Origin of the sequence: Maribellus sediminis, from assembly GCF_011799805.1 — a bacterium.
GTDB lineage: Bacteria > Bacteroidota > Bacteroidia > Bacteroidales > Prolixibacteraceae > Draconibacterium > Draconibacterium sediminis_A.
On record NZ_WXUB01000002.1, the window covers coordinates 31577 to 56122 of the forward strand.

General features: G+C 40.9%; 21 protein-coding genes. 11 read left to right on the forward strand and 10 right to left on the reverse strand.

The features are described 5' to 3' along the window. Positions 1-18: 18 nt before the first annotated feature. Complete coding sequence (locus HFD85_RS06980; RefSeq protein ID WP_167606876.1) at positions 19-1305, reverse strand: cryptochrome/photolyase family protein; 1287 nt, start codon at positions 1303-1305, stop codon at positions 19-21. 52 nt (positions 1306-1357) lie between these two features. Continuing rightward, positions 1358-1828 (reverse strand): hypothetical protein, encoded by a 471-nt coding sequence (locus tag HFD85_RS06985; protein ID WP_167606879.1) that lies wholly within the window; start codon positions 1826-1828, stop codon positions 1358-1360. Between the two features lie 312 nt (positions 1829-2140). Between HFD85_RS06985 and HFD85_RS06990 the strand changes: the two genes are divergently transcribed. The 5 genes from HFD85_RS06990 (at position 2141) to HFD85_RS07010 (ending at position 6863) form a co-directional block, all read left to right on the forward strand. Next, entirely contained in the window at positions 2141-2632 is a 492-nt protein-coding gene (locus tag HFD85_RS06990) for a hypothetical protein (protein ID WP_167606882.1), read from the forward strand. A 298-nt stretch (positions 2633-2930) separates the two neighbouring features. Further along, on the forward strand, positions 2931-3962 hold the full coding sequence (locus HFD85_RS06995) for a sensor histidine kinase (protein WP_167606885.1): 1032 nt from the start codon (positions 2931-2933) through the stop codon (positions 3960-3962). Position 3963: 1 nt separating this feature from the next. Further along, a complete protein-coding gene (locus tag HFD85_RS07000; protein WP_167606888.1) occupies positions 3964-5061 on the forward strand; it encodes a sensor histidine kinase in 1098 nt (365 codons plus the stop codon). After that, positions 5030-6067: a histidine kinase gene (locus HFD85_RS07005; RefSeq protein ID WP_167606891.1), complete on the forward strand. Its 1038-nt coding sequence runs from the start codon at positions 5030-5032 to the stop codon at positions 6065-6067. Before HFD85_RS07000 ends, HFD85_RS07005 begins: the two co-directional genes overlap by 32 nt. Before the next feature lie 76 nt (positions 6068-6143). After that, positions 6144-6863, forward strand: a complete 720-nt coding sequence (locus HFD85_RS07010; protein ID WP_167606894.1) for a LytR/AlgR family response regulator transcription factor — start codon at positions 6144-6146, stop codon at positions 6861-6863. Here HFD85_RS07010 and HFD85_RS07015 read toward each other — a convergent pair. After that, entirely contained in the window at positions 6854-7426 is a 573-nt protein-coding gene (locus HFD85_RS07015; RefSeq protein WP_167606897.1) for a hypothetical protein, read from the reverse strand. The two genes, HFD85_RS07010 and HFD85_RS07015, sit on opposite strands and share 10 nt — an antisense overlap. 48 nt (positions 7427-7474) lie before the next feature. Between HFD85_RS07015 and HFD85_RS07020 the strand changes: the two genes are divergently transcribed. Continuing rightward, positions 7475-8296: an aminotransferase class IV gene (locus HFD85_RS07020; protein ID WP_167606900.1), complete on the forward strand. Its 822-nt coding sequence runs from the start codon at positions 7475-7477 to the stop codon at positions 8294-8296. A 22-nt stretch (positions 8297-8318) separates the two neighbouring features. Here the strand turns inward: HFD85_RS07020 and HFD85_RS07025 are convergent, their stop codons facing one another. Beyond that, positions 8319-9473: an iron-containing alcohol dehydrogenase gene (locus HFD85_RS07025; RefSeq protein ID WP_167606903.1), complete on the reverse strand. Its 1155-nt coding sequence runs from the start codon at positions 9471-9473 to the stop codon at positions 8319-8321. A gap of 45 nt (positions 9474-9518) precedes the next feature. Here HFD85_RS07025 and HFD85_RS07030 point away from each other — a divergent pair, with 45 nt between their 5' ends. Beyond that, positions 9519-10127, forward strand: a complete 609-nt coding sequence (locus HFD85_RS07030) for a hypothetical protein (protein ID WP_167606906.1) — start codon at positions 9519-9521, stop codon at positions 10125-10127. A gap of 102 nt (positions 10128-10229) precedes the next feature. Next, positions 10230-10925, forward strand: a complete 696-nt coding sequence (locus HFD85_RS07035; protein WP_167606909.1) for a head GIN domain-containing protein — start codon at positions 10230-10232, stop codon at positions 10923-10925. A gap of 200 nt (positions 10926-11125) precedes the next feature. Here the strand turns inward: HFD85_RS07035 and HFD85_RS07040 are convergent, their stop codons facing one another. The 5 genes from HFD85_RS07040 to HFD85_RS07060 form a co-directional block, all read right to left on the reverse strand. Next, a complete protein-coding gene (locus HFD85_RS07040; protein WP_167606910.1) occupies positions 11126-13051 on the reverse strand; it encodes a glycoside hydrolase family 97 protein in 1926 nt (641 codons plus the stop codon). A 453-nt stretch (positions 13052-13504) separates the two neighbouring features. Next, positions 13505-14032 carry a 3-oxoacyl-ACP synthase gene (locus HFD85_RS07045; RefSeq protein ID WP_167606913.1) on the reverse strand — a complete coding sequence of 176 codons (528 nt, stop codon included), beginning with the start codon at positions 14030-14032 and terminating at the stop codon, positions 13505-13507. Between the two features lie 24 nt (positions 14033-14056). Then, positions 14057-15469: an NAD(P)(+) transhydrogenase (Re/Si-specific) subunit beta gene (locus HFD85_RS07050; RefSeq protein WP_240925019.1), complete on the reverse strand. Its 1413-nt coding sequence runs from the start codon at positions 15467-15469 to the stop codon at positions 14057-14059. 11 nt (positions 15470-15480) lie between these two features. Beyond that, positions 15481-15786 (reverse strand): NAD(P) transhydrogenase subunit alpha part 2, encoded by a 306-nt coding sequence (locus HFD85_RS07055; protein WP_167606916.1) that lies wholly within the window; start codon positions 15784-15786, stop codon positions 15481-15483. Between the two features lie 10 nt (positions 15787-15796). Then, the gene (locus HFD85_RS07060) at positions 15797-16927 is read right to left on the reverse strand and encodes a Re/Si-specific NAD(P)(+) transhydrogenase subunit alpha (protein ID WP_167606919.1); all 1131 of its coding nucleotides are present in this window, start codon (positions 16925-16927) and stop codon (positions 15797-15799) included. Positions 16928-17217: 290 nt separating this feature from the next. Here HFD85_RS07060 and HFD85_RS07065 point away from each other — a divergent pair, with 290 nt between their 5' ends. The 3 genes from HFD85_RS07065 to HFD85_RS07075 all read left to right on the forward strand — a co-directional run bounded on the left by HFD85_RS07065 (position 17218) and on the right by HFD85_RS07075 (position 22739). Beyond that, positions 17218-21231: a PAS domain S-box protein gene (locus tag HFD85_RS07065; protein WP_167606922.1), complete on the forward strand. Its 4014-nt coding sequence runs from the start codon at positions 17218-17220 to the stop codon at positions 21229-21231. Positions 21232-21374: 143 nt separating this feature from the next. After that, positions 21375-22154, forward strand: coding sequence for a Mut7-C ubiquitin/RNAse domain-containing protein (locus HFD85_RS07070; protein WP_206081898.1), 780 nt, complete (start codon positions 21375-21377; stop codon positions 22152-22154). 93 nt (positions 22155-22247) lie between these two features. After that, a complete protein-coding gene (locus tag HFD85_RS07075) occupies positions 22248-22739 on the forward strand; it encodes a hypothetical protein (protein WP_167606925.1) in 492 nt (163 codons plus the stop codon). Positions 22740-22749: 10 nt separating this feature from the next. On the opposite strand, the gene HFD85_RS07080 is transcribed toward HFD85_RS07075, so the two are convergent. Continuing rightward, a complete protein-coding gene (locus HFD85_RS07080) occupies positions 22750-24519 on the reverse strand; it encodes a sensor histidine kinase (protein WP_167606928.1) in 1770 nt (589 codons plus the stop codon). Between the last annotated feature and the right edge of the window lie 27 nt (positions 24520-24546).

Consider the following 24546-nt stretch of genomic DNA (forward strand, 5'->3'; position numbering starts at 1 on the left):
TATTTTGAAAATATCACGCTAGTCAGTTTCAATTATCCCTTTTTTGTAGGTCCTCAATGCACGTTCGCGGGCGTACTTGTGGTCGATCATCGGGGGAGGGTAGCTAAAGCTGTCCAATTCGGGGATCCACTTTTTGATGTAGCTCAGATCCTTGTCGAACTTTTTTTGCTGTTCAGCCGGATTAAATACCCGGAAGTATGGAGCTGCATCGCAACCGGTTCCAGCAGCCCATTGCCAGTTCCCGTTGTTCGACGCTAATTCAAAATCGAGTAATTTCTTTGCAAAATAAGCTTCTCCCCAGCGCCAGTCGATGAGCAGGTGTTTGCAGAGAAAACTTGCGGTTATCATTCGCACACGGTTGTGCATATATCCGGTAAGGTTGAGTTGCCGCATGCCGGCATCCACCATCGGGTAACCTGTTTCGCCACGGCACCAGCGTTCGTACTCCATTTCATTGTTTCGCCACTGAATACCATTGTATTTGAGCTTAAAATTTTCGTGAACAACACGAGGATAGCGATAAAGTATCTGCATAAAGAACTCGCGCCAGATCAATTCACTTAAAAAGACAGGGTATTTCTCGTATACTTTTCTAACAATTTCGCGAATACTTACGGTACCAAAACGCAGATGAACACTTAAATAACTGGTTTCGTCTTTTCCGGGGAGATTACGGACCTTGTTGTAATTTTCAAGATTTGAAAGATCGTAACCTCGCACTTTTATCGAAGATGCCTTAAAGCCGAAAGATTCAAGCTCGGGAAACTGTTCATCGAGTTTAGCCAGGTGTTTCCATTGTGTTTCCTGTACAGGCGGCAAACCTGTTTCCTTGAATTTATCGAGCCATTTGTTTTTGTAAGGCGTGAAAACAGTGTAATTGCTGCCGTCGGCTTTTACTATTTCATCTTCTTCGAAAATTACCTGGTCTTTGAAATTTTGTACGGACACGTGATTTTGTTGCAGCAACTCATTTATTTTTTTCTCTCGTTTCAGGGCATACGGCTCATAATCTTTATTATAAAATACAGCTTGTGGTTGGAGTTCTTTTAACAGTTGGCGCCAAACATGAACAGGTTTGCCATTGCGAACTATCAAACCCGAACCTTTAGCTTTTAATTGCAGGTGAAGCGACTCCAGTTGCTGGTAGATAAATGAAACGCGAGCGTCGTCAGCCGGTAATTCATCCAGAATGTTGGTGTCGAAAATAAAGAGTGGAATAACCCGATCGTATTGCTTAAGCGCTTGAATGAAAGCTGTGTTGTCTTCTAAACGCAAATCCCTTCGAAACCAGAAAATAGCAGTCATGTTTGAATGTTATATATAGTGCAACACCGGGTTTAGTTAAAAGTTTTGGCGCTTAAAGTGCTTCCAGCGCTTCGCGGTAATCGTATTGCAGATCTTCATGCATCATGGAAATAACCTTTTCAATACGTTTTACCTGGTTAATGTACAAGTTAAAAATTACGCGGCTTGATTTATAATTTAATTTTGAATTTTTTAGCTTTTTACAGAAATACAATAAAAGTTCAATTTCTGTTTCTTTCTTCCCTGAAAAACGAATGTATTTCTTGGTAGTGCGCAGCACTTTTCGAATGGTTTTCTTGGCGAGGTAAAAACTGCTTCGGTTTAAACTCCGAAATTCCAGGTCGATTTCTTCTTTTGCTTGACGTATGTATTCATTTTCGTTCCATGCATCGAAAAGCAGGTAGCTGAGCAGCTCCTTATTTTCTTTTTTGTACTTGGCCAGTCGAAGAATGATCTCATTGAGCTCCTCAGGTGGCAAATTTTGCAGTTCCTTTTTTATCTGACTGATCGATGCAATTTCCATGATATATACAAAGAAAACAGATAAATGCAGAACTTTGAAATGCTTTTCGCAATATTTAATGCTGGTCGGTAAAAATGGGTGTATCTACGCCAAAATAGCCTTTCGCTCTGCAAAATGGGTATTTCGATCTTCAAAAAGCTACTAAATACTCTTTTATTAGGGTGTTTGTGGTGCAAAACCAGTGAATCAAATTCGTAGAATAAAATTACCGTTCGCAGATGTTCGTATGTTGCTTGCTGAATTAAGTGGCGCTGCATCAAAGTCTTATCTATATTTGATTACGAAAACAATAAACAATTAAAACAGTAAATCATGAAAACAAGATCAGTTCTTTTAGCAATTTGTGTCATTCTTCTTAGTGTAGTTGCCAATGCAAAAATTAAAGACGGACAATCAATGAGTGGAAATTCATTGAGTGAATTAGGACAATACACTATTACGCACTCTGAAGCACCTATCGTGTTCGACAACCAGGTTCTTGAAACTTACGATTTGAGGTATGAAAATGCAACCAACGGAGTTAAAATAGCAGTGGTGGACGAGAAAAAATGCAAAACTTTCATTGTACGCAACGACGATTTCGAAGTTCAGTACAACTGTCAGAACGGAGTTTTTGGAGTAAAGAAAATTGAAAAACGTTTCCAGGAAATTCCTGAAGAAGAAATGAATATGAAATTAAACAGGGTAAGTTACTATTCACAACGCGTAATCTGCCAGGGTAAAAAATCAACCGACGATTACCTGGGATTGATTGCCTGTTACTTCCCTGAACTGGTAAATGAAGAATACCAGGCAAATTTCTAACAAAGTAGAAAACATTTAAACAGCGCAATTTTTCATAGAAATGTATGAATTGAAAGGACCCCGCCAGAGGGCGGGGTTTTTTTTGTTGACAACACCGAAACATTATAATAGTGAGAATTTTTGAGAGTGAGATTTAAAATACCTCGTGTGAAACACGGGGTATTTTTTCATAATTAAACTAATAAGCTAACATTATTAAAGAAACCGACTTCCTTTCGTAAACATGGTGATACTTGCAAGTAAATTCAATAACTTTAATCGGACAAAAAGATAATTCTAGGGATTTGTGTATCAAACTTTGATTTCTGAAACAACAAAAAAGACAATAACCCGAATCAGTCTGCATGTGGCTTTTTGGGCGTTTTATGTCTTGTTTTTTGGCCTGTTTTATGGCAAATACGGTAAGAACTACAATCAGCATCTAATTGAGACAGCTGTAATGTTACCATTTGTAATGTCGGCCACTTACCTTACAATTTACGGTATTTTGCCTTCGTATCTGAAAAGCAGGAAACTTCTGAAAAACTTCGTTCTAATCGTACTTCTAATGTTTTTTACGACCATTGGCGAAGCTGTTTCTCTGATGATCATTAGCGGAGTGCCGCTTACCTTTGGTGCGATTTTCGATTTAACGTCGATATACCTGCTGCTGGAAACAAACTTTATGGTGGCCATTGCTTTTGTCATCAAGTTTTACAAATTGTGGCACGAGCAGCAGGAAGAAAAATACAAGATTGAAAAACTAAACCTCGAGAAAGAGCTCAATCTTCTAAAAGCACAATTGCATCCGCATTTCCTTTTTAACACCATGAATAACCTCTATGCACTATCTTTGGAGAATAAGACAAAAACATCGGAAGGCATTGCAAAAATATCCGATCTTCTGCGCTCGGTTTTGTATGAATGTAACGAACGCGAAATACCGCTGGAACGCGAGATAGGAATTATTCAGAATTACATTGAACTGGAAAAAATGCGGTATGGCGATCGTCTTCGTATAGATTTTAAGGTAGATGGCGATGTTACGCGTATGAAAATAGCTCCGATGATTTTGTTCACATTCGTTGAAAACTGTTTCAAACATGGGTGTTCACCCGATCCGGATCGTCCATATATAAATATCGGCATAAAGCTACAAAACGGACAGTTTCAATTTAGAACTAAGAACAGTCAACCCAAAATTCAGCGCGGCTCCAATTCAAAGAAAAAGGGTGGAGTTGGCCTTGCAAATGTGAGAAAACGGCTTGAAATTTTATATCCCGGAAAGTATGAGTTAAATTGCATGGGTGATGAAATATGTTACAATGTTTCGTTAACGCTGAGGCACTAAAATGAGAAAGCTTTTGTATGATAACTCGTTTGCATACCGGGGAACCAGGCATCTCCTGTTTTTTTCGTTAACGGTACTGTTGTTTTCTGTCATTCTGTACAGTCAGAACAATAGTGGAAAGTACTTTCACTTTCTTCTGGTTACTTTTATAAATGCCATTTTCTTTTTCGGTTACGCCTATCTAACCATTTTTTTGCTTATCCCTGAATTTCTCATTAAAAAGAAAATCGGGATTTTTATTTTGTTGTTCGTGCTCGTAGGATTCGGACTTTCAGCTGTAAAGTTGCTTGCTTCCGGAACCATTTTCTATGCCTCCATTTCGCCTGAAAATATGACTGGAGAAGAGTACTTCGATTTGCGGCTTATTCTGGTCAACACCAAGGACATGTCGTTTATAGTAGCCGTATTTTGTATTGCCAAATACATAAAGGATTTTATTTATGCCGAACGAATACGCAGCAATCTGGAACAGCAACAAAAAGCCGCCCAGAAAAAACTTCTGGGCTCGCAGTTCGATCCGCATTTCATGTTCAATACCATAAATAACCTGTATGCCCTTTCTTTGCTGAATCCCGGGAAAACCAGGGAAGTTATTTTCAGAATTAAAATCGTACTGAATTATATTATCGACGAAAGTCAAAAGGAATTTGTGGACTTAGCACAGGAAATTTCGCTGGTCGAGAATTACATTCAACTTGAAAAACTACGATATGGGAAACGCTTGAAAGTCAGTTTCGACTGGGTAGGAGAAGTTGAAAACACACGGATTCCTCCAATGATACTCTTCTTTTTGGTTGAAAACTGTTTTAAACACGGCAGCAGTTTAGATGCCGGAGTTCCGTGGATACAAATTAATGTGAGGGTTGAGAATGATAAAATTCGGTTGACTACCGAAAACAGCAAACCCAGATCGGTTATTGAAAAAAAAGGAAATGAGCTGGAAGGCGAAGGTTTTAAAAACCTCGTTAAACGGCTAAAAATATTATATACGTCCGAAGGTTATTCTTTGCGTATTGAAAACCACGAGGATATTTTTAAAGTTGACCTTGAGCTATTAACAAAGCATAATGTTGAGATTTTACAAACAACATATCGATAGGAATGACATTCTGATGCACATCCTTTTCTGGATGACCTGGATATTTTCGTTTGTGATTATTCAGAGTCTTGGACATGGAAGGCACGAATATTTTGTATGGCTGATGTACTACCTGATTACATTGCCCATTTTTGTTGTACATACCTATCTGATCGCGTACTGGCTGGTTCCGGCATTCTTTTTCCGACGTCACTATTTAATGCTAACAATAATTGGTTTGGCATTTCTGGTTATTTTTTCGGTGATTGAGCTGGTGGTCAGCAACGAGTTGGTTTTTAAAGTCTTCGATCCAAAGAAAGCATTCAGTCCCGGATACCTCAATCTGAAGAATATTTTGATCAGCGGATTGGGCAATCACTACATCATTTTTGTTTTTTTGGCCATCAAAGCCGGAAAGTCGTGGTACAGTTCAGAGCAGCGAAAAGACGAACTTTTGCTCTCGAGTGTTGAAACGGAACTGGAGATTTATCAGTACCAGTTGCAGCCAAAACTTATTTTATCGCTGGTTGAACAGATGGAACAGCTGGCGCATCAGCATCCCGAAAAAGCGCCCCAAATGATTGTTAAGATCTCGGGCTTCCTAAACCGCTTTCTTTTCGAAGGGAAAGAGGATTTGATCTCTTTACAGCTTGATGTAAATCTTTTGCAGGAATACCTCGAAATCCATCGTGTGGCATTGGATGATCGATTAAAACTGAATTTTGTTGTAAGCGGTAACCTGAAGCCCTATGTTGTTCCACCGCTTTTATTGCTCCCGTTTTTATACGAATCGTTAAAAATTGTTTACGCGTGTAACAATTCATTCGAAATTTCAGTCCTTATAAAGACGGAGCGTAATTACCTGCTAATCTCTTTTTCGGTATGGAGTGATAACGATTTCAGAATAAACGATGATAACGATTTAGAGATTACCAGAAAACGCTTGAATTACAGGTTTCGTGGTAAACATCGATTGATAGAAAACATCGATGAGAATTTTCGTGAGATCAGCCTCGAGATTTACTAATGATGATTTGTAACATTTTTTTCCTTATATTACTAATAGAATAGCTAGAACAGAAAACAAAACTACCGTGTTATCCATGAAAACTAAGTGCCTCATTATCGATGATGAGCCTCTCGCGCGCGATTTGATGCGGAGCCACATCGAAAAACTTGAAAATTTTGAAATTGTCGCTGAATGTGGCGATGCAATGAAAGCTCTCCAGGAATTACGAAATAATTCCATCGATCTCATGTTTATGGATATTCAGATGCCGCAGATTACCGGTATCGAATTCCTTAAAACACTTAAAAACCCCCCAAAAGTCATCCTTACAACGGCCTATCGGCAATATGCAATCGATGGGTTTGAACTGGATGTTGTTGACTATTTGTTAAAACCCATTACTTTCGAACGTTTCCTGAAAGCCGTAAACAAATACTACGAATTAAGCACCGATGAATCGATGAGCAACGGTTCGGTGGTGATGCACAACCATAGTAATGGTGAAGAAGCCTTTATTTATGTGAAGGAAAACAAGAAAGTATTAAAAGTTCATCTGAATGATATCCTCTATCTTGAAGGATTAAGTGAGTATGTACAGATTTACACCGAAAACAAAAAGATCGTTACAAAAAACAGCATGACCAACATGGCCAGTAAATTGCCCGACACTGAATTTATGCGCATTCATAAATCGTATATTGTTTCTATGTCGAAAATACAGGCTTTTACGACAAGCAGTGTTGAAATTCCGGGGAAACAGTTGCCCATCGGACGGAGTTACAAAAACTCGGTCATTGAAGCGCTTCAGGTATAAAGTCGATTTTGGAATAACTCCCAAAGACGCAAAATTCCTGATTCGCTTTTGTGCAGCGACTTGATTGGCGAAAGGCCAAGCAGGTCCATACGCGCCGTATTCACCGCTTCCAGATTTTTTGCTGCGACAGGATGCTGTCTTACTGATAAAATTTCGAGCGCCAGTACCGTTTTTAGTGTGCTTGCACGAACGCGTATGCTGTGTTTCGAGTACTTTGCCGGATGGATGTGAATGAAGCGTTCCGGATCATCACCTTGTTTGATTAACCATTCGGATTGATCGGACAGAACGATCTTTTTCCAGTGTGGCGGGTTTAGCCATTCCAGAAAAGCATCGTAACTCAACAGTTGCCGTTTTCTAAAATAATCGAGCGTTTCCGCTACTAATGTTTCAACCGGGAGACTGCCGGTATAAAAGTCGACAAGGTTTTTCCCGATTTTCAGTAATGATTCATTGCCTTCTGACATTGGCTGTTTCCTCCACACGTCCAGCTCGTTAAGTAAAAAACGAAAATGATGTTTGTACGGATTAAACGTTATTGGAACAGGAATTTCTATCGGCATCTCGTGGTTTTAGAAACATTTCAATAAATTTACCATAAATCACTTACAATGGCACTTTTCCCGATCCATCAATATTTTTATCGTAACGGAAAGCTAAAACCCTGCGGCGAGTTTGTTGCATCAGAAAATGAAGGAGGAGTTTACGAAGTACTTCGTGTAGTTGATGGCATTCCTTTGTTTGTTGAAGATCATTTGGAGCGTTTTTACTGTTCTGCTGAAATTGCAGGAAAAACTTTGCATTTCAGTGCTGGCGAACTATTGAAAATGCTTTATGAGTTGATTAAAAAGAACGGTGTGAACGAAGGCAATATTCTTATTTCCTGCAAAGTAAATTTAAAGGCTTTTTTTATTGCGCACTCCTATCCGGGGGTTAACGATTACATGAATGGTGTAAGCTGCGGACTTTTGCATGCTGAGCGCCATAATCCGAATGCCAAAGTTTTTCAAACACAGGTGCGAACGGAAGCAAACCGGTTAATTGCAGAACACGATTATTACGAAGTGCTCCTGGTCGATCACAATGGAAATATTACAGAAGGTAGCCGAAGCAACGTTTTTGTTGTTCGCAACGAAAAAATACTTACTCCATTAGCCAGTAAAGTACTTGTGGGAATTACACGACAAAAAACCATGGAATGTGCCCGTAATTTGAATATCGGGATTGAAGAAAAGGAATTGCCGCTTTCCGGTCTTCAGGAAAATGATGCTGTATTTCTGACCGGTACTTCACCTAAAATATTGCCGGTAAATAGAATTGAGAATGTTGAGTTTGACGTGAACAGCCTGCTTTTAAGACAATTGATGCGTGAATACGACCGGATGATCGAGGATTATGTAGCTGAAGAAAAAAAACGCCCCTTTCGTTCGTAACAAAAAGGGCGCTTCGTTTATTTTAAAGACGGTCTTTCAAAATGGCTTCAACTCCCTGGTAGTCAATGTCTCCTTTTTCCCCGAATTTCATGCCACTTTCTTTAAAACGCAGCGTAATTCTATCAATGGTACTTGCCGGAACATCATACTCGGGCAGGGTAGTAGGTACCCCCAACGATTCGAAGAATTCAACGGTTTTAGCAATCGTCGCATCAATGCGTTCATCTGTCGTTCTGTCGCTAATTCCCCAAATGCGTTCACCAAACTGAAGCAGTTTATCTTTTTTGTTCTCGCGTTTCAGGTTCATCATCCCCGGTAGTACGATGGCCAGTGTTCTTCCGTGGTCGATACCATGAAAAGCTGTGAGTTCGTGCCCGATAAGGTGGGTGCCCCAGTCTTGAGGAACGCCAACAGCAATCAAGCCATTCAGTGCCATGGTTGCACTCCACATAAAGTTAGCTGCTGCTACGTAGTCTTTTCTGTCCGCGAGAACTTTTGGTCCTTCTTCAACCAGTGTCAGTAAAATTCCTTCGGCCAAACGGTCCTGTAAAGGAGCATTCACATTAAAAGTGAGGTATTGTTCCATTACGTGCACAAAGGCATCAACAACACCATTGGCCACCTGTTTGTCGGGGAGGGTGAATACACATTCAGGATCAAGGATGGAAAATTTGGGCATTACAAGTGGCGAGCCAAAGGCTTTCTTTTCCTGTGTTGCGGCCTTTGTAATTACTGAATTTCCGTTCATTTCCGAACCGGTAGCAGGTAGTGTTAGTACATCTGCCAGTGGCAGGGCTGCTTTTACTTGCGCTCCTTTGGCAAGAATATCCCACGGATCGTCGCCTTCGTAAAGCGCTGCGGCCGCAATAAATTTGGTGGCATCGAGTACCGAACCTCCGCCAACTGCCAACAGGAAATCGATGTTTTCTGCTTTCACCACTTCAACGGCTTTCATACAGGTTTCGTAATGCGGATTTGGCTCAATGCCGCTAAATTCAACAAGTACACAATCTTTAAGCGCATTTTTTACCTGGTCGTAAACGCCGGTGCGTTTAATACTTCCGCCTCCGTAAGTCATCAGTATTTTAGCTCCTTTCGGAACTTCGTTGGCTACCGAAGGAATAGTGCCTTTTCCAAAAATAATTTTTACCGGATTTTTGTATTCGAAATTGTACATGATGTAAAATTTGTGTATTATGATTTTATATTTAAATCGATTCCATTGTCAAAATTACAGCAAATATTTAAAAGGAGGGCAAGCGAGAAGCAGAAGGATTTTCATGATCTGATTCCGGGAAGTAGCGACGAAGAACTGATCCGGATTTTGAAACAAAGAACTTATTTTATTCCCGAAGCCGCGCAACTGGCAGTTGAAGAGGCCATTAAACGGGGGATCATTCATTCTGAAGACGACCTGTTGCATGAAGATTACCGGGTGAAGGAACTACGCTTTTCCTGGTTTCCGGAACCTGCCAACGATAAAAACCGGAAACGACTGATCAAGAGCCTGGGACGAAGCCTGGTTTTTTGCGGAATTTTTCCACTGGTTTACGGCTTAATTAAGATGAATGCCGGCCATCAGTTTGAAGGCGCATTACTTGCTCTTTTCGCCCTGATATGGATGTCGCTGGCATCGCAATTAACGCGCACGTTTCATAAACAAATTGTATTTGTTATGCTAGCTGCCAATGCAGTTGGTGCTTCTTATGTTTTTATTCGCCTGATTAGTTTTAACCAGTCTCCGTTAATGGATCTATTTGTTGCAGTGGTACTGTTTGCGCTTATCACCTATGCCCTGATTTATATGTACACTATCCGCAACCGAGTGTAAAAACTGTCGGCTGGTTCCATTTATCTACTAAAATCCTCTATTCATCGAAATAAAGCGCATCTGGAGGCGTTCTTCCCTTACTTTTACATCAAATTGAAAACAATGAAGACTTTTGTAACCGTTTTATTAGCCGTTTTACTTTTTGCCCCCGGAGCTTTTGCCCAGGAAGATGAAGATTGGGCAAGCCGTGATTATTCAATCGACGATTTCTCGGAACTCTATCTGTATGGTGGCTATAAAGTGTTTCTCAGCCAGGGAAAGAAGACAGCGCTCACCATAAAATCAAGTGACGAAGATGTTCTGGATAACCTGAAAGTAAACAACCGCGGTGATGAATTGCGTATTGAAATGAAAGAAGATTATATCACTTATCGACGTATTCGGGTATACCTTACATTCAGGAACCTGGAAGAAATTGAAGTGCAGGGTGGATTGAAACTGGAATCGGATGGCTACCTCGATCTGAAAGATCTTTTCATCAGTGTTGAAGGGGGTGCCAAAGTTGATTTGCAACTGAAAGCAGACGATGTGGAAGTGCGTGGTGAAGGCGGTGTACTGGTCGACCTTGAAGGTGTTGCCAATTCGCTGGAAGTTAGGTTGTCGGGAGCCGGTCATGTTGGCGCCGACGAACTAAAGACCAAAGACAGCCACATTGAAATTGAAGGAGTTGGCACTGCCAGTGTTTATGCTACTGAAAAACTGTTTGCCAAAATCGATGGCGTTGGAAAGGTCTCGTACAAAGGCGATCCGAAGGTTACGGAAGATATTAACGGATTAGGTTCGGTAAGTAAGAATTAACAAAATACTACAGCCGGGTACTCATACCGGCACATTTTTTAGGTTTGGTTTAGGTTTTATTAAAGGCTGCTATTGAGCAGCCTTTTTCTTTTATGAGTGTGGTAAACTCCACCATTCAGAATTTTGTACGAACAACACACTTCGTCATTTTTACTCCATTGCCACATCGCCTGACAATACTTAAAAAAGTTGGCATTTCGTTATTCTTTTACATTAGAAATAGCTTTGAAATAAATTGCATTGCCACCTCCTGGTGCCAAATGTACAGTAAGTTCACTTTTCGAATCGACAAGTTCTTTGCGTATGTTATAAGTCTCCTTATTATTCATGAAATGGGTATCTTCAGCATCTTCATATATGGTTGCCTCGTATTTTTTCCCGTCTGACAAAAAACTTAAATCCATTGTAATTGAACGTGAATCTCTATTGGTAAGCGAACCAACAAACCAGTTTTCACCTGATTTCCGAGCAACACATACAAATTCACCCAATTCAGCATCAAGTACTTCAAAGCTGTCGTACTGTGTTGGCATCTTTCGTACGCATTCGAATAAGTCATCTTTCTTTGCATACTCCTCGGGACTATCGGGCAACACCATCCAACCCGAGTAATTTGTTATCAATTTGGCTACCTCTGCCACTACCGTTCCTGGAATTTCCTGAAATACCCTTACCCGGGATTGCGCATTGTTTAATCCGAACCAACCGTTCGTTGCGTCTATCGGTCCGGCAACCATATTAATTAACACCTGATTAACCGCAGTCTCCGGGAAGTAAGAGCGCAAGCCATCGGCCTGAGCATGGCAAAACTCCTTTGTAACCAGGTTTGGATACGTCCTGCGGTCACCACTTGGTGGTATCGGATAGTCATGAAAGTCCACCATCAGCTTATATTTTGCGCATAACTCAACCACTCTCCGGGTTTGTTTTACTTTATCCTCCGGACTCCCTGTCATAAATCCGTATTTCACTCCAACTGCTCCCCAATCTGAAAATTGTTTTAACACTCTTTCCAGCCCAAACCTTTTAGCGCCAACGTCATTCAAATACAGGATGATACCAACGCCTTTTTCTGAAGAATATTCCATACATTCTTCAATGTTGATCCCTTCCCGGGCAGATGTTGGGTCGGAGTTTTCGTTAAATTCTTCACCATACCAGTCAGCATCGATCAACAGATACTGAATGTTGTTTTCTGCGGCAAAATCGATTAGCCTTTTATGTGACTCGGTATTTAAGCCATATTCGTAACCGTCCTGTGCTTTGTATCCCCATACGCGCCAGTCCCATAGCGATTTACCGGGCTTAATCCACGAAGGATCGTCTATTTTGCAAGGTTCGTTTAAGTTTACAAGCAAGTCTGATTCAACCAGGTCGCCAACATGATCGCCCAACATAAAGGCTCTCCATGAAGTATTAAATGTTTTGTTTCGCTCGGAGAACCTGGTGTTAAACGAGAGTGAAAGATTGTCTGAAGCGGCATTGACAGTAAATGGTGCGAATTCAACAATTTCAGCCTCATGAATAGCAATGAAGCTTTCCGGACCAAACTGCATCACAACTGGCGGAGTAATAGTTTCAACTTTCTTTTCCGATCTTACTATTGGCCCCAGGTTATGATGTTCTCCATTGGTTGCCCAATAGGTAAAATCGCGGTTGAAATTGATGTTCGTTAATTCTTTCTTTATTAATAAAGTATCATGAACTGCCTCTGCAGGAAAGCTGTACCGATAGGCAAAGCCATCGTTATAAAGCCTGAAGATGATGTTATAGAATTGCAGTGGATTATCAATCCGTTCAACCTTTATGGTATATTCATTATAATGGTTACGCACACTCAATTGCTTCCCGTTTATAGTTGTCCACGTTTCATCAAATTCTTTTTCAGTAAAGCCGGAAAAGGAAACGTTTTGCGTGAAATCTGTTTCCATAACCTGCAACCCCAATGCAGAAGGCTGAACCAGTGTATCGCCGTTATATGTTACCAAAAAACTACACGTAGTATTCTGGTTCGAAACATAAATGCCGAGGTCTTTATCAGGAGACAAAAGCTGAAAATTATCCTTTTTTGAACAGGATATTAAGCTTATTACTAGCAATGTCAGTGTGTAAAGTTTAAATTTCATTTTTCAATATTTTATTGGTTATTTGAGTGAACGTTGCTATAACGTATGTGTATCATTACTAGTGATGTTATATTCATTATATTTGTGTTAAAGGTAATATTATACCTCCAAATCGGCGGGATAACAACATTTATTATGTTGAATTGTCAAAAATATCATCCAGCATATTCTTAATCCCTTCGATATAGCGTTTCGATACATGAGTATATTTTTCTGTGGTTTTAGTCGATTCATGTCCTGGTAAATTGGTGTCAATCGCACATCGAATCCAGGCAAATATGATATAGAAAGTGCAGTACAACTACTTTGTGTTGTCGGTGTGTGCCGTAATCAGGTTTTATTTGCAGGAGCGTAGGCAAGGTGCATTGTTTTTGGTGCTTCTAAAATTAAACATAAAATCAGAAACAGGCTGGCTCTAAATGCAATAAATGGCACCAATAATTGGAATCTTTTTTAGCTCAGTTCCAGAATTTTGAGCTCCCGGCCCTGGAAAATCACCGATTCGCCGATGCTTTTACCGGCCAGTGCCTGGCCAATGGGAGAGGCCAGCGAAAGACAGAAAACGGGTGTTCCTTCTACCTCTATTTTGCCGTAGGGGAGTGCAAAAAAGTAAAGCCCCTGCGAAGTAAGTACGAGGCTCCCGAATGTTATCGCGCGCACTTGGGTGTTGCTGTCTATTTTTGTTAGGCTGTTTTTAAAAGCCTCTGTTTTACTCAGCTGTGCCTGGTTCTTCTCGATTTCCATTTGCACCATGGCACGGCCGGTTTCGTACTTATCGCCAACACTGCTTTTGGTTTCGTTGTCGCGCGATTCTTTGGCAGCTGCAATCGCTTCGTGCAAGAGCTGTATCTTCTTATCGATCTCAAACGTTAGCCGGTCGATAAGCTGAGTTTTAAACGATAGCTTGTTTGGTATCATACGCTGTTCCTCACAGGCAAAGTAAACAAAAATGCCACTCCTGTCAAACGACGGAAGTGGCATTTTTTAAGCCCTAGGCTCTTCGCCCTACATGCTCTTAATTTCGTTCACCAGCTTGGTGATACTGCTTTTGGCATCGCCAAACAACATTCGGGCCTTGTCGTTAAAGAACAGGAAGTTCTCGATTCCTGCATAACCTTTACCCATACCACGTTTCATAATGATGATGTTTTTAGCAAGGTGGGCATCGATGATCGGCATGCCGTAAATAGGGCTGCCCGGATCGTCGTAAGCCGCCGGATTCACCACGTCGTTGGCACCCACTACAATGGCCACGTCAACGTTTGGCATATCCGGATTAATGTCGTCCATCTCAACCAGTTGTTCGTAAGGTACATCGGCTTCGGCAAGCAACACGTTCATGTGCCCCGGCATACGACCGGCAACCGGGTGAATGGCATATTTCACTTCAACACCTTTACTTCCAAGCAGGCTGTCGAGTTCGTGTGCAATATGTTGTGCCTGAGCCACGGCCAAACCATAACCCGGGATGATCACCACTTTTTGAGAGTAGCTCAGCAATACAGCGGCATCGCTCAAGGTAATTTCCTTGATGCTTCCCTGCACTTCGGCATTGCTTGCACCACCGCCACCAAAGGCTCCAACGATCACGTTGATCAGCGAGCGGTTCATGGCTCTGCACATTTGAATGGTAAGAATGGTTCCGGCTGCACCTACAAGGATACCGCCAAGGATCATCGCTTCGTTCTGATAAATAAAACCGGCCATAGCGGCTGCAATACCTGTTAACGAGTTCAGCAGCGAGATAACTACCGGCATATCGGCTCCACCAATCGGCATTACAAAGCTTACCCCGTAAACCAAACTTAAAACCAGTAATCCGTACACCAGGTAAGTTCTGGTTTGAACGTCGAATCCGCCAAAAATTACGAGCAGGATCAAGGCAACGATCATAGCCATGAACAGCAGGTTTACATAGGTCATTACCTTCGAGAAGATGTCGCCAACTTTGCCGTCGAGTTTTCCGTAGGCGATCATACTACCGCTAAAAGCAACACTACCTACCATTAAACCCAGCAAAGTAACCAATACTGCATTGTTCGGATCTTTATTAAACTCAATTAAAGCAACGGCTGCCGAAGCGGCACCACCTGTTGCGTTGAAGAAAGATACCATTTGTGGCATGGCGGTCATTTTCACTTTACGCGCCATAATCGAGCCGACGATAGTTCCTGCACCGATAATCAATAAAATGGCAATTACATTCACCAGTCCAATTCCTTCGCCTGCGGCATTTTTATTCAGCACTAAAGTGGTGATCATAGGCAGGATCATTCCCGAGGCCGCCCAGAAATTTCCTTTACGCGCTGTTTCGGGGTGACTTTCCAGTTTAAGACCGATCACAAACATGATCGCCGACAGCAAATAGCTGTATTCCAGGACTACCTGTCCCGGCATCATTGTATTTAGTAAAATCATAGCGTTCATGGTTATTTTTTCTTCTTTTTAAACATTTCGAGCATACGGTCTGTCACTACAAAACCACCGGCCACATTCAGTGTAGCCATAAAAAGTGCTACGGAGCCCAACACCCATTCAAGGGTTGTAGTGGCGTGACCAACCAATATGATCCCCCCAATGATAATAACCCCGGAAATTGCGTTGGCTCCCGACATCAGGGGAGTGTGCAACACCGAAGGCACATTTGAAATAACCTCAAAGCCAAGAAAGACGGACAACACAATAATGAATATCGCGTCCTTATTTGCGGTTAAAAAGCTTAATACGTTTTCCATATTTTAGATTTTATTTTGTTTCGATTACTGATTTTACGCGTTCGTTGTAAAGTTCCTTTGCGTGAGTGATACAAGTTCCTTTTACAATATCGTCTTCAAAATTCAGGTTCAATGCACCTTCTTCACCGATAATGAGTTTCATAAAATTCAGCACATTCTTTCCAAACATTCGGCTGGCATCCACTGGCTTTTGTGCCGGGTAATTCGATTGCCCGATGATGGAAACACCATTGTGAACAACGGTTTCGTCGTTTTTGGTGAGTTCGCAGTTTCCACCCGATGAAGCTGCCAGGTCGATGATAATCGATCCGGGTTTCATGCGTTCAACTGCTTCTTTCGGAATCAACAGCGGAGCTTTCTTTCCGGGGATCTGTGCGGTACAGATCACCACGTTTGCTTTGGCAGCGTGATCATTGATCGCCTCCTGTTGTTTCTTTTTGTATTCTTCGGTTTGCTCAACGGCATACCCCCCCGCGGCCTTGTCTTCAGTGGCACCTTCCACTTCAACAAACTTTCCGCCCAAACTCATTACTTCTTCTTTTACGGCCGAACGCACGTCGAAAACCTGTACCTGTGCGCCCAGTTTACGCGATGTTGCAATGGCCTGTAACCCGGCAACTCCGGCTCCCAGGATCAACATATTTGCCGGACGGATAGTACCGGCAGCCGTCATAAACATAGGGAAGAAGGTTGGTAATTTTACTGCAGCTTCCAAAACTGCCATGTAGCCCGATACCGTGGCCATCGACGAAAGGATGTCCATTGCCTGCGCACGCGTGGTACGTGGGATCATGTCGAGGCTGAATGTCGTGATCCCCGCATCGAGGAACTTTGTAACCAGATCAGTTTCCCATAAAGGGTTAAAGGCACTGATCCAAACCTGCGAATCTTTAATTTTCTGGATATCTTCATCAGCCGGCGGCTGAATCTGCAAAAGCACTTCGGCCTTTGCAAACACATCGCTTCGGCTTGCAATTTTTGCACCGACAGCTTCATAATCGGCATCTGCAGCGAATGCACTAGCCCCGGCACCTTTTTCAACCAATACCTCAACTTTCAAATCGGTAAAGGCTTTAACGGTTTCCGGTAACAATGCAACACGGGTTTCTGTACCGTACTCTTTTAGTAAGCCAAGAATCATAAATTTTGATTTAGATGTTTTTTAATGGAAAGTAAAGCTAACAAATAAATATTAGCGTGTGCGTTAACGGAAAATCATTTTATTATGATTTATCTCAAATTTTTCAACATTTTTTTGTGACCGTAGTCACTAATCGCCTAAAAATCATCTTTAAATACCAAAATCAATAAGCAATTTGCTGAATTCGTATAGCAAACAACAATTATTTTGAAAATGAAAAAATAATATTACATTCATGAACTTTGACGCATGTTTTACTCAATTGCTTTATAAAAAGAAATCTAAACGTTATGAAAACCAAAAAACTGACCTTCACTGATTTTTTTGATGTCATTGAGTTACAACGTTTACAAGATCTTTTTTCCGATGTACATGAAATAGCGTCAATAATTACGCTGCCGGATGGAACTCCTGTTACAAAGGGATCGAATTTTTGCCGCTTGTGTAACGAATTCGTCTGCAAATCGGCAAATGGTTTTTCGTTGTGTTATAGGGGTGATACTGAAATTGTCAGGAAGAATCCTACGGGCCCACACTTGCAGAAATGTGAGAAGGCAGGATTACTGAATGCCGGAGTTAATATCATGATTGGAGACAATCACATTGGAAATTGGATAATTGGCGAGGTAAGAGATAATGCTATCGACCGGGAAGAAATACTAAAATATGCAAATGAAATAAAGGTAAGCCAATCCGACTTTTTAGCAGCATATAACGAGGTGCAGTACATGCCTGCCGGGAAGCTCAAAAAGATTGCCGACTTGTTGTCTGCTTTTGTTAAAGAACTGTCAGATAGAGTGCTTATAAATGATCAGTTAAGAGCTGAAAAGGAAAGAACTGAAAAAGTAGTTTTGCAAACTATCGAAAAAGAACGGAAACTGGAAAGTGCGCTGTCGGAAATAAAAATCATTTCAGAAAATTTGCCCAATATAATTTGGAAGGCAGAAATTACATCCGAAGGAAATTTTGTAAATACATACATCTCCGACATTGCGGATGAACTCCTTGAACTTCCCGCAAGAACGATTGGAAACAGTTTTGAAAAGTTCTTTTCATATATTGTTCCTGAGTACTTACCCAAATTGAAGGAAACTATTGCAAAAGGACTAAGCCATCCCGGCAGGTCATATGCGGCTTCTTATCAGGTAATTAAGGGAAATAAAGAATCGGCCTGGTTTGAAAGTACAGGTAAGGGGTACATTTTTGATGGCAAAGTTCAGATATTTGGAATAACTGTTGACATAACCGAAAACAAACAAATAGAAAACGAACTTAAGGAAAGCGAATTGCTGCTCAGCCAATCTCAGAAAGTGGCGAATATCGGTTCATATTACTTTGATATTGAATCCGGACATTGGATAAGCACTGCATATTTGGATGAGATTTTTGGAATAGATGAAACATTCCCTAAAAATGTTACGGGGTGGTTGGAAATTATTCACCCCGAGGATAGAATAATGATGCAGGAATATCTGCTTTCTGAAGTGATTGAACAAGGTAAACCTTTTAATAAAGAATACCGGATTATTAACAGAAAGGATGGTAACTTAATCTGGATTCATGGTTTGGGACGTCTTGAATTCAACCAATCGGGGCAAGCCGTTAAAATGATTGGTACCATTCAAAACATCAACGAAAGAAAGCTGGCTAACGAGTTGCTGACGGAAAGTGAAACCCGGTACCGTAGTTTGTTGGAAAATTTACCTGTTGGCGTATTCCGGTCAACATTAAAGGGCGAAGTTCTTTCGGCCAATTCAGCGATGGCCAAAATTTACGGCTACCAATCGGTTGAAGAACTTTTAAAAGTACCTGCGGCAGATTATTATGCCAGTGAAAATCCACGCGAAGTTGTTATAAGCAAATTATTGGAAAAAGGATCCATTCTCGATTATCAAACGCTCGAATATCGAAAAGACGGTTCTCTGATATGGGTTTCTGCAAACTACAAATTAACCATCGATCAAGTAAAAGGGGAATCGTATATCGATGGCGTTATTCAGGATATTACAGTACGTAAAAAAACTGAAGAAGCCATTTCGATTAGTGAAGAAAAATTTCGGAGCATTACTGAGCAGACCAGCGATTTTATTGGATTAACCGATGGAAATGGACTTATAACTTATGCTTCACCTGCAGCCAATAAACTTTTTGAATGTCCTCCGGAAGAAATGATCGGTCGTAATTTTCTGGATTTTGTTGACGCACCAGATGCTTCCAATGCAATTTCGGCATTTGGTGATGTAATGAGAACCGGAAAAAAATTGAGAAACCTGGAGTTCACGCTGAAGCGAAAAGATGGTTCAACATTTATTTGTGAGTTAAATGGATCGCAATACAATATCGCTTCAGCCAATGGCACAATTGTAAATATCAGAGACATCTCCAAACGTAAACAGGCAGAAATCGAACTTCAAAAAGCAAAAGAAGAAGCCGAAGAAAATGAAAAACGTTTTGAGGCACTTCATAATGCTTCTTTCGGTGGAATTGCAATTCATGACAAAGGTTTAATCCTGGATTGTAATCAGGGGCTATCTGCCATGACAGGCTATAGCCATGAAGAACTAATCGGGATGAACGGGCTGCTGCTTATTGCCGAAAATTCGCGTGAACAAGTGATGGAAAATATTTTGAAGGAGTATGAATTGCCTTATGAATCCATCGCATTGCGTAAAAGTGGCGAAGAATTTCCGGTTAGGATTGAGGGTAAAATGATTCCGTATGAAGGGAAAAGAGTACGTGTTGTTGAATTCAGAGATATTACAGAGATTAAAAAAGCGGAAGAGACACTGAGGCAGAGTGAAGAAAATTTCAGGTTATTAGTGAGTAATACATTTGACGGGATAATAATCAGCGACAAAAATGGTGATTACTTGTACGCTAATAAAAAAGCTGCCGAGATAACAGGCTATTCTATTGAAGAGTTGTTACATATTAATACCAGGCAATTAACACCCGAAAGGTACAGAAAAGAAGTAGAACAAAGAATCGCAGATCATTTTTCAAAAAGGAGTGAGCAAGCTAAGTATGAAGCAGTACTTGTTCAGAAATCGGGTAAAGAAATTCTAATCGAAATTACAAGTTCTTTAACTTCCTGGAAAGGCGTTCAGGCCCAGATTATTTCGTTTAGGGATATTACTTTACGAAAAAAGAACGAACTGGAGTTAATAGAAGCAAAGCAAAAGGCAGAAGAAAGTGATCGCCTGAAGTCGGCATTTTTGGCAAATATGAGCCACGAGATCAGAACTCCAATGAACGGAATCCTTGGTTTTACCGATCTTTTGCAAGATCCGGATCTTAGCGGCGATGAACAGCAGAATTATATCGAAATTATCAAGAAAAGCGGCAACCGCCTTTTAGATACCGTTAATGATATTATAGAAATATCAAAAATTGAAACGGGCCAGGTAAGTTTGTCAATGAATGAAATTAATGTAAATGACCAACTGGACTATTTATATAATTTTTTCAGTCCCGAAGTGCAGGCTAAGGGAATGCAACTGGTTATCCGTAACAATCTGTCGTCAGCTCAGTCAGCGATTGTAACCGATGAAGTAAAGCTACATTCCATACTTTCGAACCTGATTAAAAATGCGATCAAATTCACTAATTCAGGTTCAATAAGTATTTCCTGTAATCAAATCGGCAGGTACCTTCAATTCGACGTTACAGATACAGGAATTGGCATTCCGCAAAAGAGGCTCGACGCCATTTTCGATCGTTTTGTTCAGGCCGATATTAGCGACACTCGTGTTCATGAAGGTTCAGGGCTGGGTCTGGCCATTTCGAAATCTTATGCAGAAATGCTGGGGGGAAGTATTGGGGTTGAATCAGAAGTGGATAAAGGAAGTAGGTTTTATTTTACAATAGAATTTATCCCGGTTGAAACTCTTACCGGTAAAGAAAAACGAAAGGTTATTAAAAAATTGGCGGAGCCTGAGAACTACCATTCCATATTGGTTGCCGAAGATGAAGATATCAGCTATTTGCTAATAAAAAGCATTCTTTCAAACGAAAACTATAGCTTATTAAGGGCAAAAAATGGTGCAGAAGCTGTTGCTTTGGTTCAAAATAATGCTGAAATAAAAATGATACTAATGGATTTGAAAATGCCGGAAATGGATGGATATGAAGCTACGAAAAGGATAAGGGAGTTTAATCCTTCTATCCCGATTATTGCGCAAACGGCACATGCATTGTTCGGAGATATGGAGAATGCGCTTAAAGCAGGCTGTAACGATTATGTTTCCAAGCCAATTAATAAAGAAGTTTTACTGGAGAAAATTGAAAAGTTGATTAAAAAGTAAATTTGGACCCCGATCTGAGAATGCCTTCAATTACTCGCGGGAATTTGTCTGTTTTGTTCGCTTCTGATTAATTGTCATGTTTTTCTGTTTGCCCTTATTTTGAGCACGTTTTATTTTGAATTACCTTTATTTATGTGAGCACAGTGCATAAAAATAAGCCGATAGTCGATCATGCTCCACGCATCAGGAACGCCAGGTTCCGGTTTTACGAAGAGCTTAACGATCATCTTCCGGAGGCATTCAAAAAGAAAGCCTTCGCCCATAATTTTAAAGGGAATCCATCGGTAAAAGATACAATTCAGGCACTGGGAATACCGCACGGCGAGGTTGATCTGATTCTTGTAAATGGCGAACCTGTAGGCTTCGATTATAACTTGCAGGGTGGGGAAGAGATCGCGGTTTACCCGGTTTTCGAATCACTGGACATTTCGCCCCTCATGCGTTTGCGAAAAGAACCTCTGCGGCAGGTGAAATTTATTGTTGATGTAAATCTTGGAAAACTGGCACTAAAACTCCGCTTGCTGGGTTTCGATACGGTATTTAGAAACGATCTCGTCGACGATGAGATCATCAGAATTGCACAAACCGAGCATCGCATTATCCTAACCCGTGACCGGGGAATATTAAAGCAAAATGCAGTCAGTCACGGTCTTTTTGTGAGAAACGACAATCCGAAAAAGCAACTCACCGAAGTGATCAGTCGCCTGCAACTTCAAAATTTATTCCGGCCGTTTTCGCGGTGTTCAGCATGTAACGGAAAACTGGAGGCGGCAAACAGGTCGGAAATTGAAGATGAAATAAATGCTGATACTATTAGGTTTTTCAATGAATTCTGGCGTTGTAAAAGTTGCAGTAAGATTTATTGGAAAGGTTCGCATTACGATCGTATTGAACATTGGATAGATGAACTCCGATCGATTTAATGAATAGTTGATCAGGAAATTTTATCTTTTGCCGAAAACATTTTACACGCTTGTTGGTTGTATTTGCTCTGTTACAATTTTTTTATTTATCAAATGACGAAAAAGTTTTTATTAGTAGTTCTTATTGCCTTGTCGTTTTTAAGTTTGGAAGCTCAGGAACACGATCAGCACGACGATCACGAACACGAACATCATCATGTACATGAGATCGGTGTATCGGCTGCTTCGGTATATTTTACCGGAGAAGGAGAATTAAGTATGGCCACGCATTTTCATTACACCTACAATTTTCCGCACACGAAATTCGGGCTGGGAGTTGGTTACGAACGTATTTTCGATGAGCACAAACACAATTTCGTGGGAGCCGAACTTTCTTATCGTATCGTGCATCCACTTAGCATCAGCCTGTCGCCCGGCATTGCCTTTGAAGGCGAACATCGCGATGAAAAGGAGTTTGCGTTGCATTTCGAAACGGTGTATGAATTTGAACTGGGCGTTTTTCATTTAGGCCCGGTATTGGAGTTGGCTTATCATCCTGAAGATTTTCATGTGAGCCTTGGCATTCACATTGGGTTAGGTCTGTAAAATACATTGCCTATTCAGCGGGAAGAATAAAGAAGAACTCGGCTCCTTCACCTTTCTTCCCGGTACTTTTTACTCCCACCGTTCCATCCATTTTTTCTACAACCCGTTTTGCAATAGAAAGTCCAAGGCCATAACCAAAGGCCTTATCCGGGTCGAGCCGGGTGTGTTTTTTGAATAATTCCGGTTGCTTCTCGGGTAGTATTCCGTCGCCCTTATCTCTGATCCAGAATTTCACTTTACCGTTGTCGAGTTTGTGGCTACCCACTGTTATTTTTGGTGGTGTACCACCATATTTTATGGCATTGCTGATGAAGTTGGTCCACACTTCAATGATCCACGGACCATAGGCAACAACCGGCACCCAGTCAGTTTCTATTTCAATTTGTGCACCATACTCTTTTATCAAATTGGTTACCTGTGCTTTGGCATCATCGAAAATCAGTTGCATGTCTACCTCGTTTTTCTGAACATCGGTATAGCTGGTAGTAGCCAGCCGCATGAGTTCGTCGGTGATCTTAATGGTTTGAGAAGCCGAATTTTTTAACAGCTTCGCAATTTCCCTGATTGTTTCCTTATCACCTTCTTCCTGAAGATCAACAAGAATTTCGCTGGAAGAATAAATGCCACCAAGCAAGTTTTTTAAGTCGTGAGCAACTGTATGAGCAAAGGAATCAAGATCTTCAATAAGCTTTTCGTTACGTTCAATTTCTTTCAGTAACTGGTGGTTTCTGTTTTTTAAGTGTACTTCCGATTTTCGAATCGAAGTTACATCTGTAATAATGATAAGTTTGCCCGATGGTTGTTTGTTATTGTCGAAAAGCGGCGACATTTTTACCATGTAATATTTTGTGCCAGCATTTCCTTTCAGGTGCAACTCTATTGTATTCTCCTGTGCTTTTTCTATGCACGAAATCAGGCTTTTATGGTCCTTGAATACTTCCTGGAATGAATGATTTTTGAGCTTCGTTTCGTCGAGGTTGAAAATTGAAATTGTAGCGGGATTGTATTGTTCAATTTCCCACTGTTTATTTACCACAATTACACCATCCTTCAACTCTTTAATCAGCTTTTGGGTGGCCAGCGGAATAATATCGAACATGCGGTGCTGGTAAATACCAATGGCAATGATCAGTCCGGTTAATACAAAGCAGGCGGTTGTCCAGTCGAAACCCGGAATGGGATTTAAATTAGTAATGTAAACCAGGTTACCAATAACCGGAATGACGGATGCAATGATTAATATGGAAATTTGTGCACGATAATAGCGGCTGAAGCGGAAATACGCACGGATGAGGTTCAGCAATCCAAGGGCGATCAATAAAAATGTATAGCCGTAGAAAATCCAAAACCAGGGTCCGTGCTCGTAAAACATGATATTGGAATTCTCGGGCAGACTAATTTTCTTCCATACCCAGTGATGTTGCTGGTTGGTTAATACCAAAGCAATGGTAACAAAGGATAGAATGCTCAGCAGTAAATAGTTTTTTGTGCTAACAAAATGGTGTTTTTGATTGTATGCCTGTGTAAAAAAGAAGAAACTTACCGGCAAAAAGGCAATTCCGAAATACGAAAGTTGCGACCAGAAGATTTTGGTTTCGAGTACCGGGGTGCTAAATTCGCAGGCGTAGGCAAAGGCCCATACTGCAACATTTATTTCAATAAGAATCAGGTAGCGGACTTCCACCAGGCTCCTGTTCTTCCATAACATCGACACCACCAGCAACGCAGCTATAGTGGTTACAAACTGAATAATTCCGTTCGTAGAGAGTATATCAAGCATGTAATCGTCAGGTCCTATTATAATCGG

Bases quoted from the DNA above. Each gene is read 5' to 3' on its own strand.
- HFD85_RS07005 (WP_167606891.1), top strand. From the start codon at position 5,030: ATGTTGAGATTTTACAAACAACATATCGATAGGAATGACATTCTGATG.
- HFD85_RS07015 (WP_167606897.1), bottom strand. From the start codon at position 7,426: ATGCCGATAGAAATTCCTGTTCCAATAACGTTTAATCCGTACAAACAT.
- HFD85_RS07025 (WP_167606903.1), bottom strand. From the start codon at position 9,473: ATGTACAATTTCGAATACAAAAATCCGGTAAAAATTATTTTTGGAAAA.
- HFD85_RS07060 (WP_167606919.1), bottom strand. From the start codon at position 16,927: ATGATTCTTGGCTTACTAAAAGAGTACGGTACAGAAACCCGTGTTGCA.
- HFD85_RS07000 (WP_167606888.1), top strand. From the start codon at position 3,964: ATGAGAAAGCTTTTGTATGATAACTCGTTTGCATACCGGGGAACCAGG.
- HFD85_RS07020 (WP_167606900.1), top strand. From the start codon at position 7,475: ATGGCACTTTTCCCGATCCATCAATATTTTTATCGTAACGGAAAGCTA.
- HFD85_RS06980 (WP_167606876.1), bottom strand. From the start codon at position 1,305: ATGACTGCTATTTTCTGGTTTCGAAGGGATTTGCGTTTAGAAGACAAC.
- HFD85_RS07045 (WP_167606913.1), bottom strand. From the start codon at position 14,032: ATGCCACTTCCGTCGTTTGACAGGAGTGGCATTTTTGTTTACTTTGCC.
- HFD85_RS07050 (WP_240925019.1), bottom strand. From the start codon at position 15,469: ATGATTTTACTAAATACAATGATGCCGGGACAGGTAGTCCTGGAATAC.
- HFD85_RS07065 (WP_167606922.1), top strand. From the start codon at position 17,218: ATGAAAACCAAAAAACTGACCTTCACTGATTTTTTTGATGTCATTGAG.
- HFD85_RS07040 (WP_167606910.1), bottom strand. From the start codon at position 13,051: ATGAAATTTAAACTTTACACACTGACATTGCTAGTAATAAGCTTAATA.
- HFD85_RS07035 (WP_167606909.1), top strand. From the start codon at position 10,230: ATGAAGACTTTTGTAACCGTTTTATTAGCCGTTTTACTTTTTGCCCCC.
- HFD85_RS07080 (WP_167606928.1), bottom strand. From the start codon at position 24,519: ATGCTTGATATACTCTCTACGAACGGAATTATTCAGTTTGTAACCACT.
- HFD85_RS06990 (WP_167606882.1), top strand. From the start codon at position 2,141: ATGAAAACAAGATCAGTTCTTTTAGCAATTTGTGTCATTCTTCTTAGT.
- HFD85_RS07010 (WP_167606894.1), top strand. From the start codon at position 6,144: ATGAAAACTAAGTGCCTCATTATCGATGATGAGCCTCTCGCGCGCGAT.
- HFD85_RS07075 (WP_167606925.1), top strand. From the start codon at position 22,248: ATGACGAAAAAGTTTTTATTAGTAGTTCTTATTGCCTTGTCGTTTTTA.
- HFD85_RS06985 (WP_167606879.1), bottom strand. From the start codon at position 1,828: ATGGAAATTGCATCGATCAGTCAGATAAAAAAGGAACTGCAAAATTTG.
- HFD85_RS07055 (WP_167606916.1), bottom strand. From the start codon at position 15,786: ATGGAAAACGTATTAAGCTTTTTAACCGCAAATAAGGACGCGATATTC.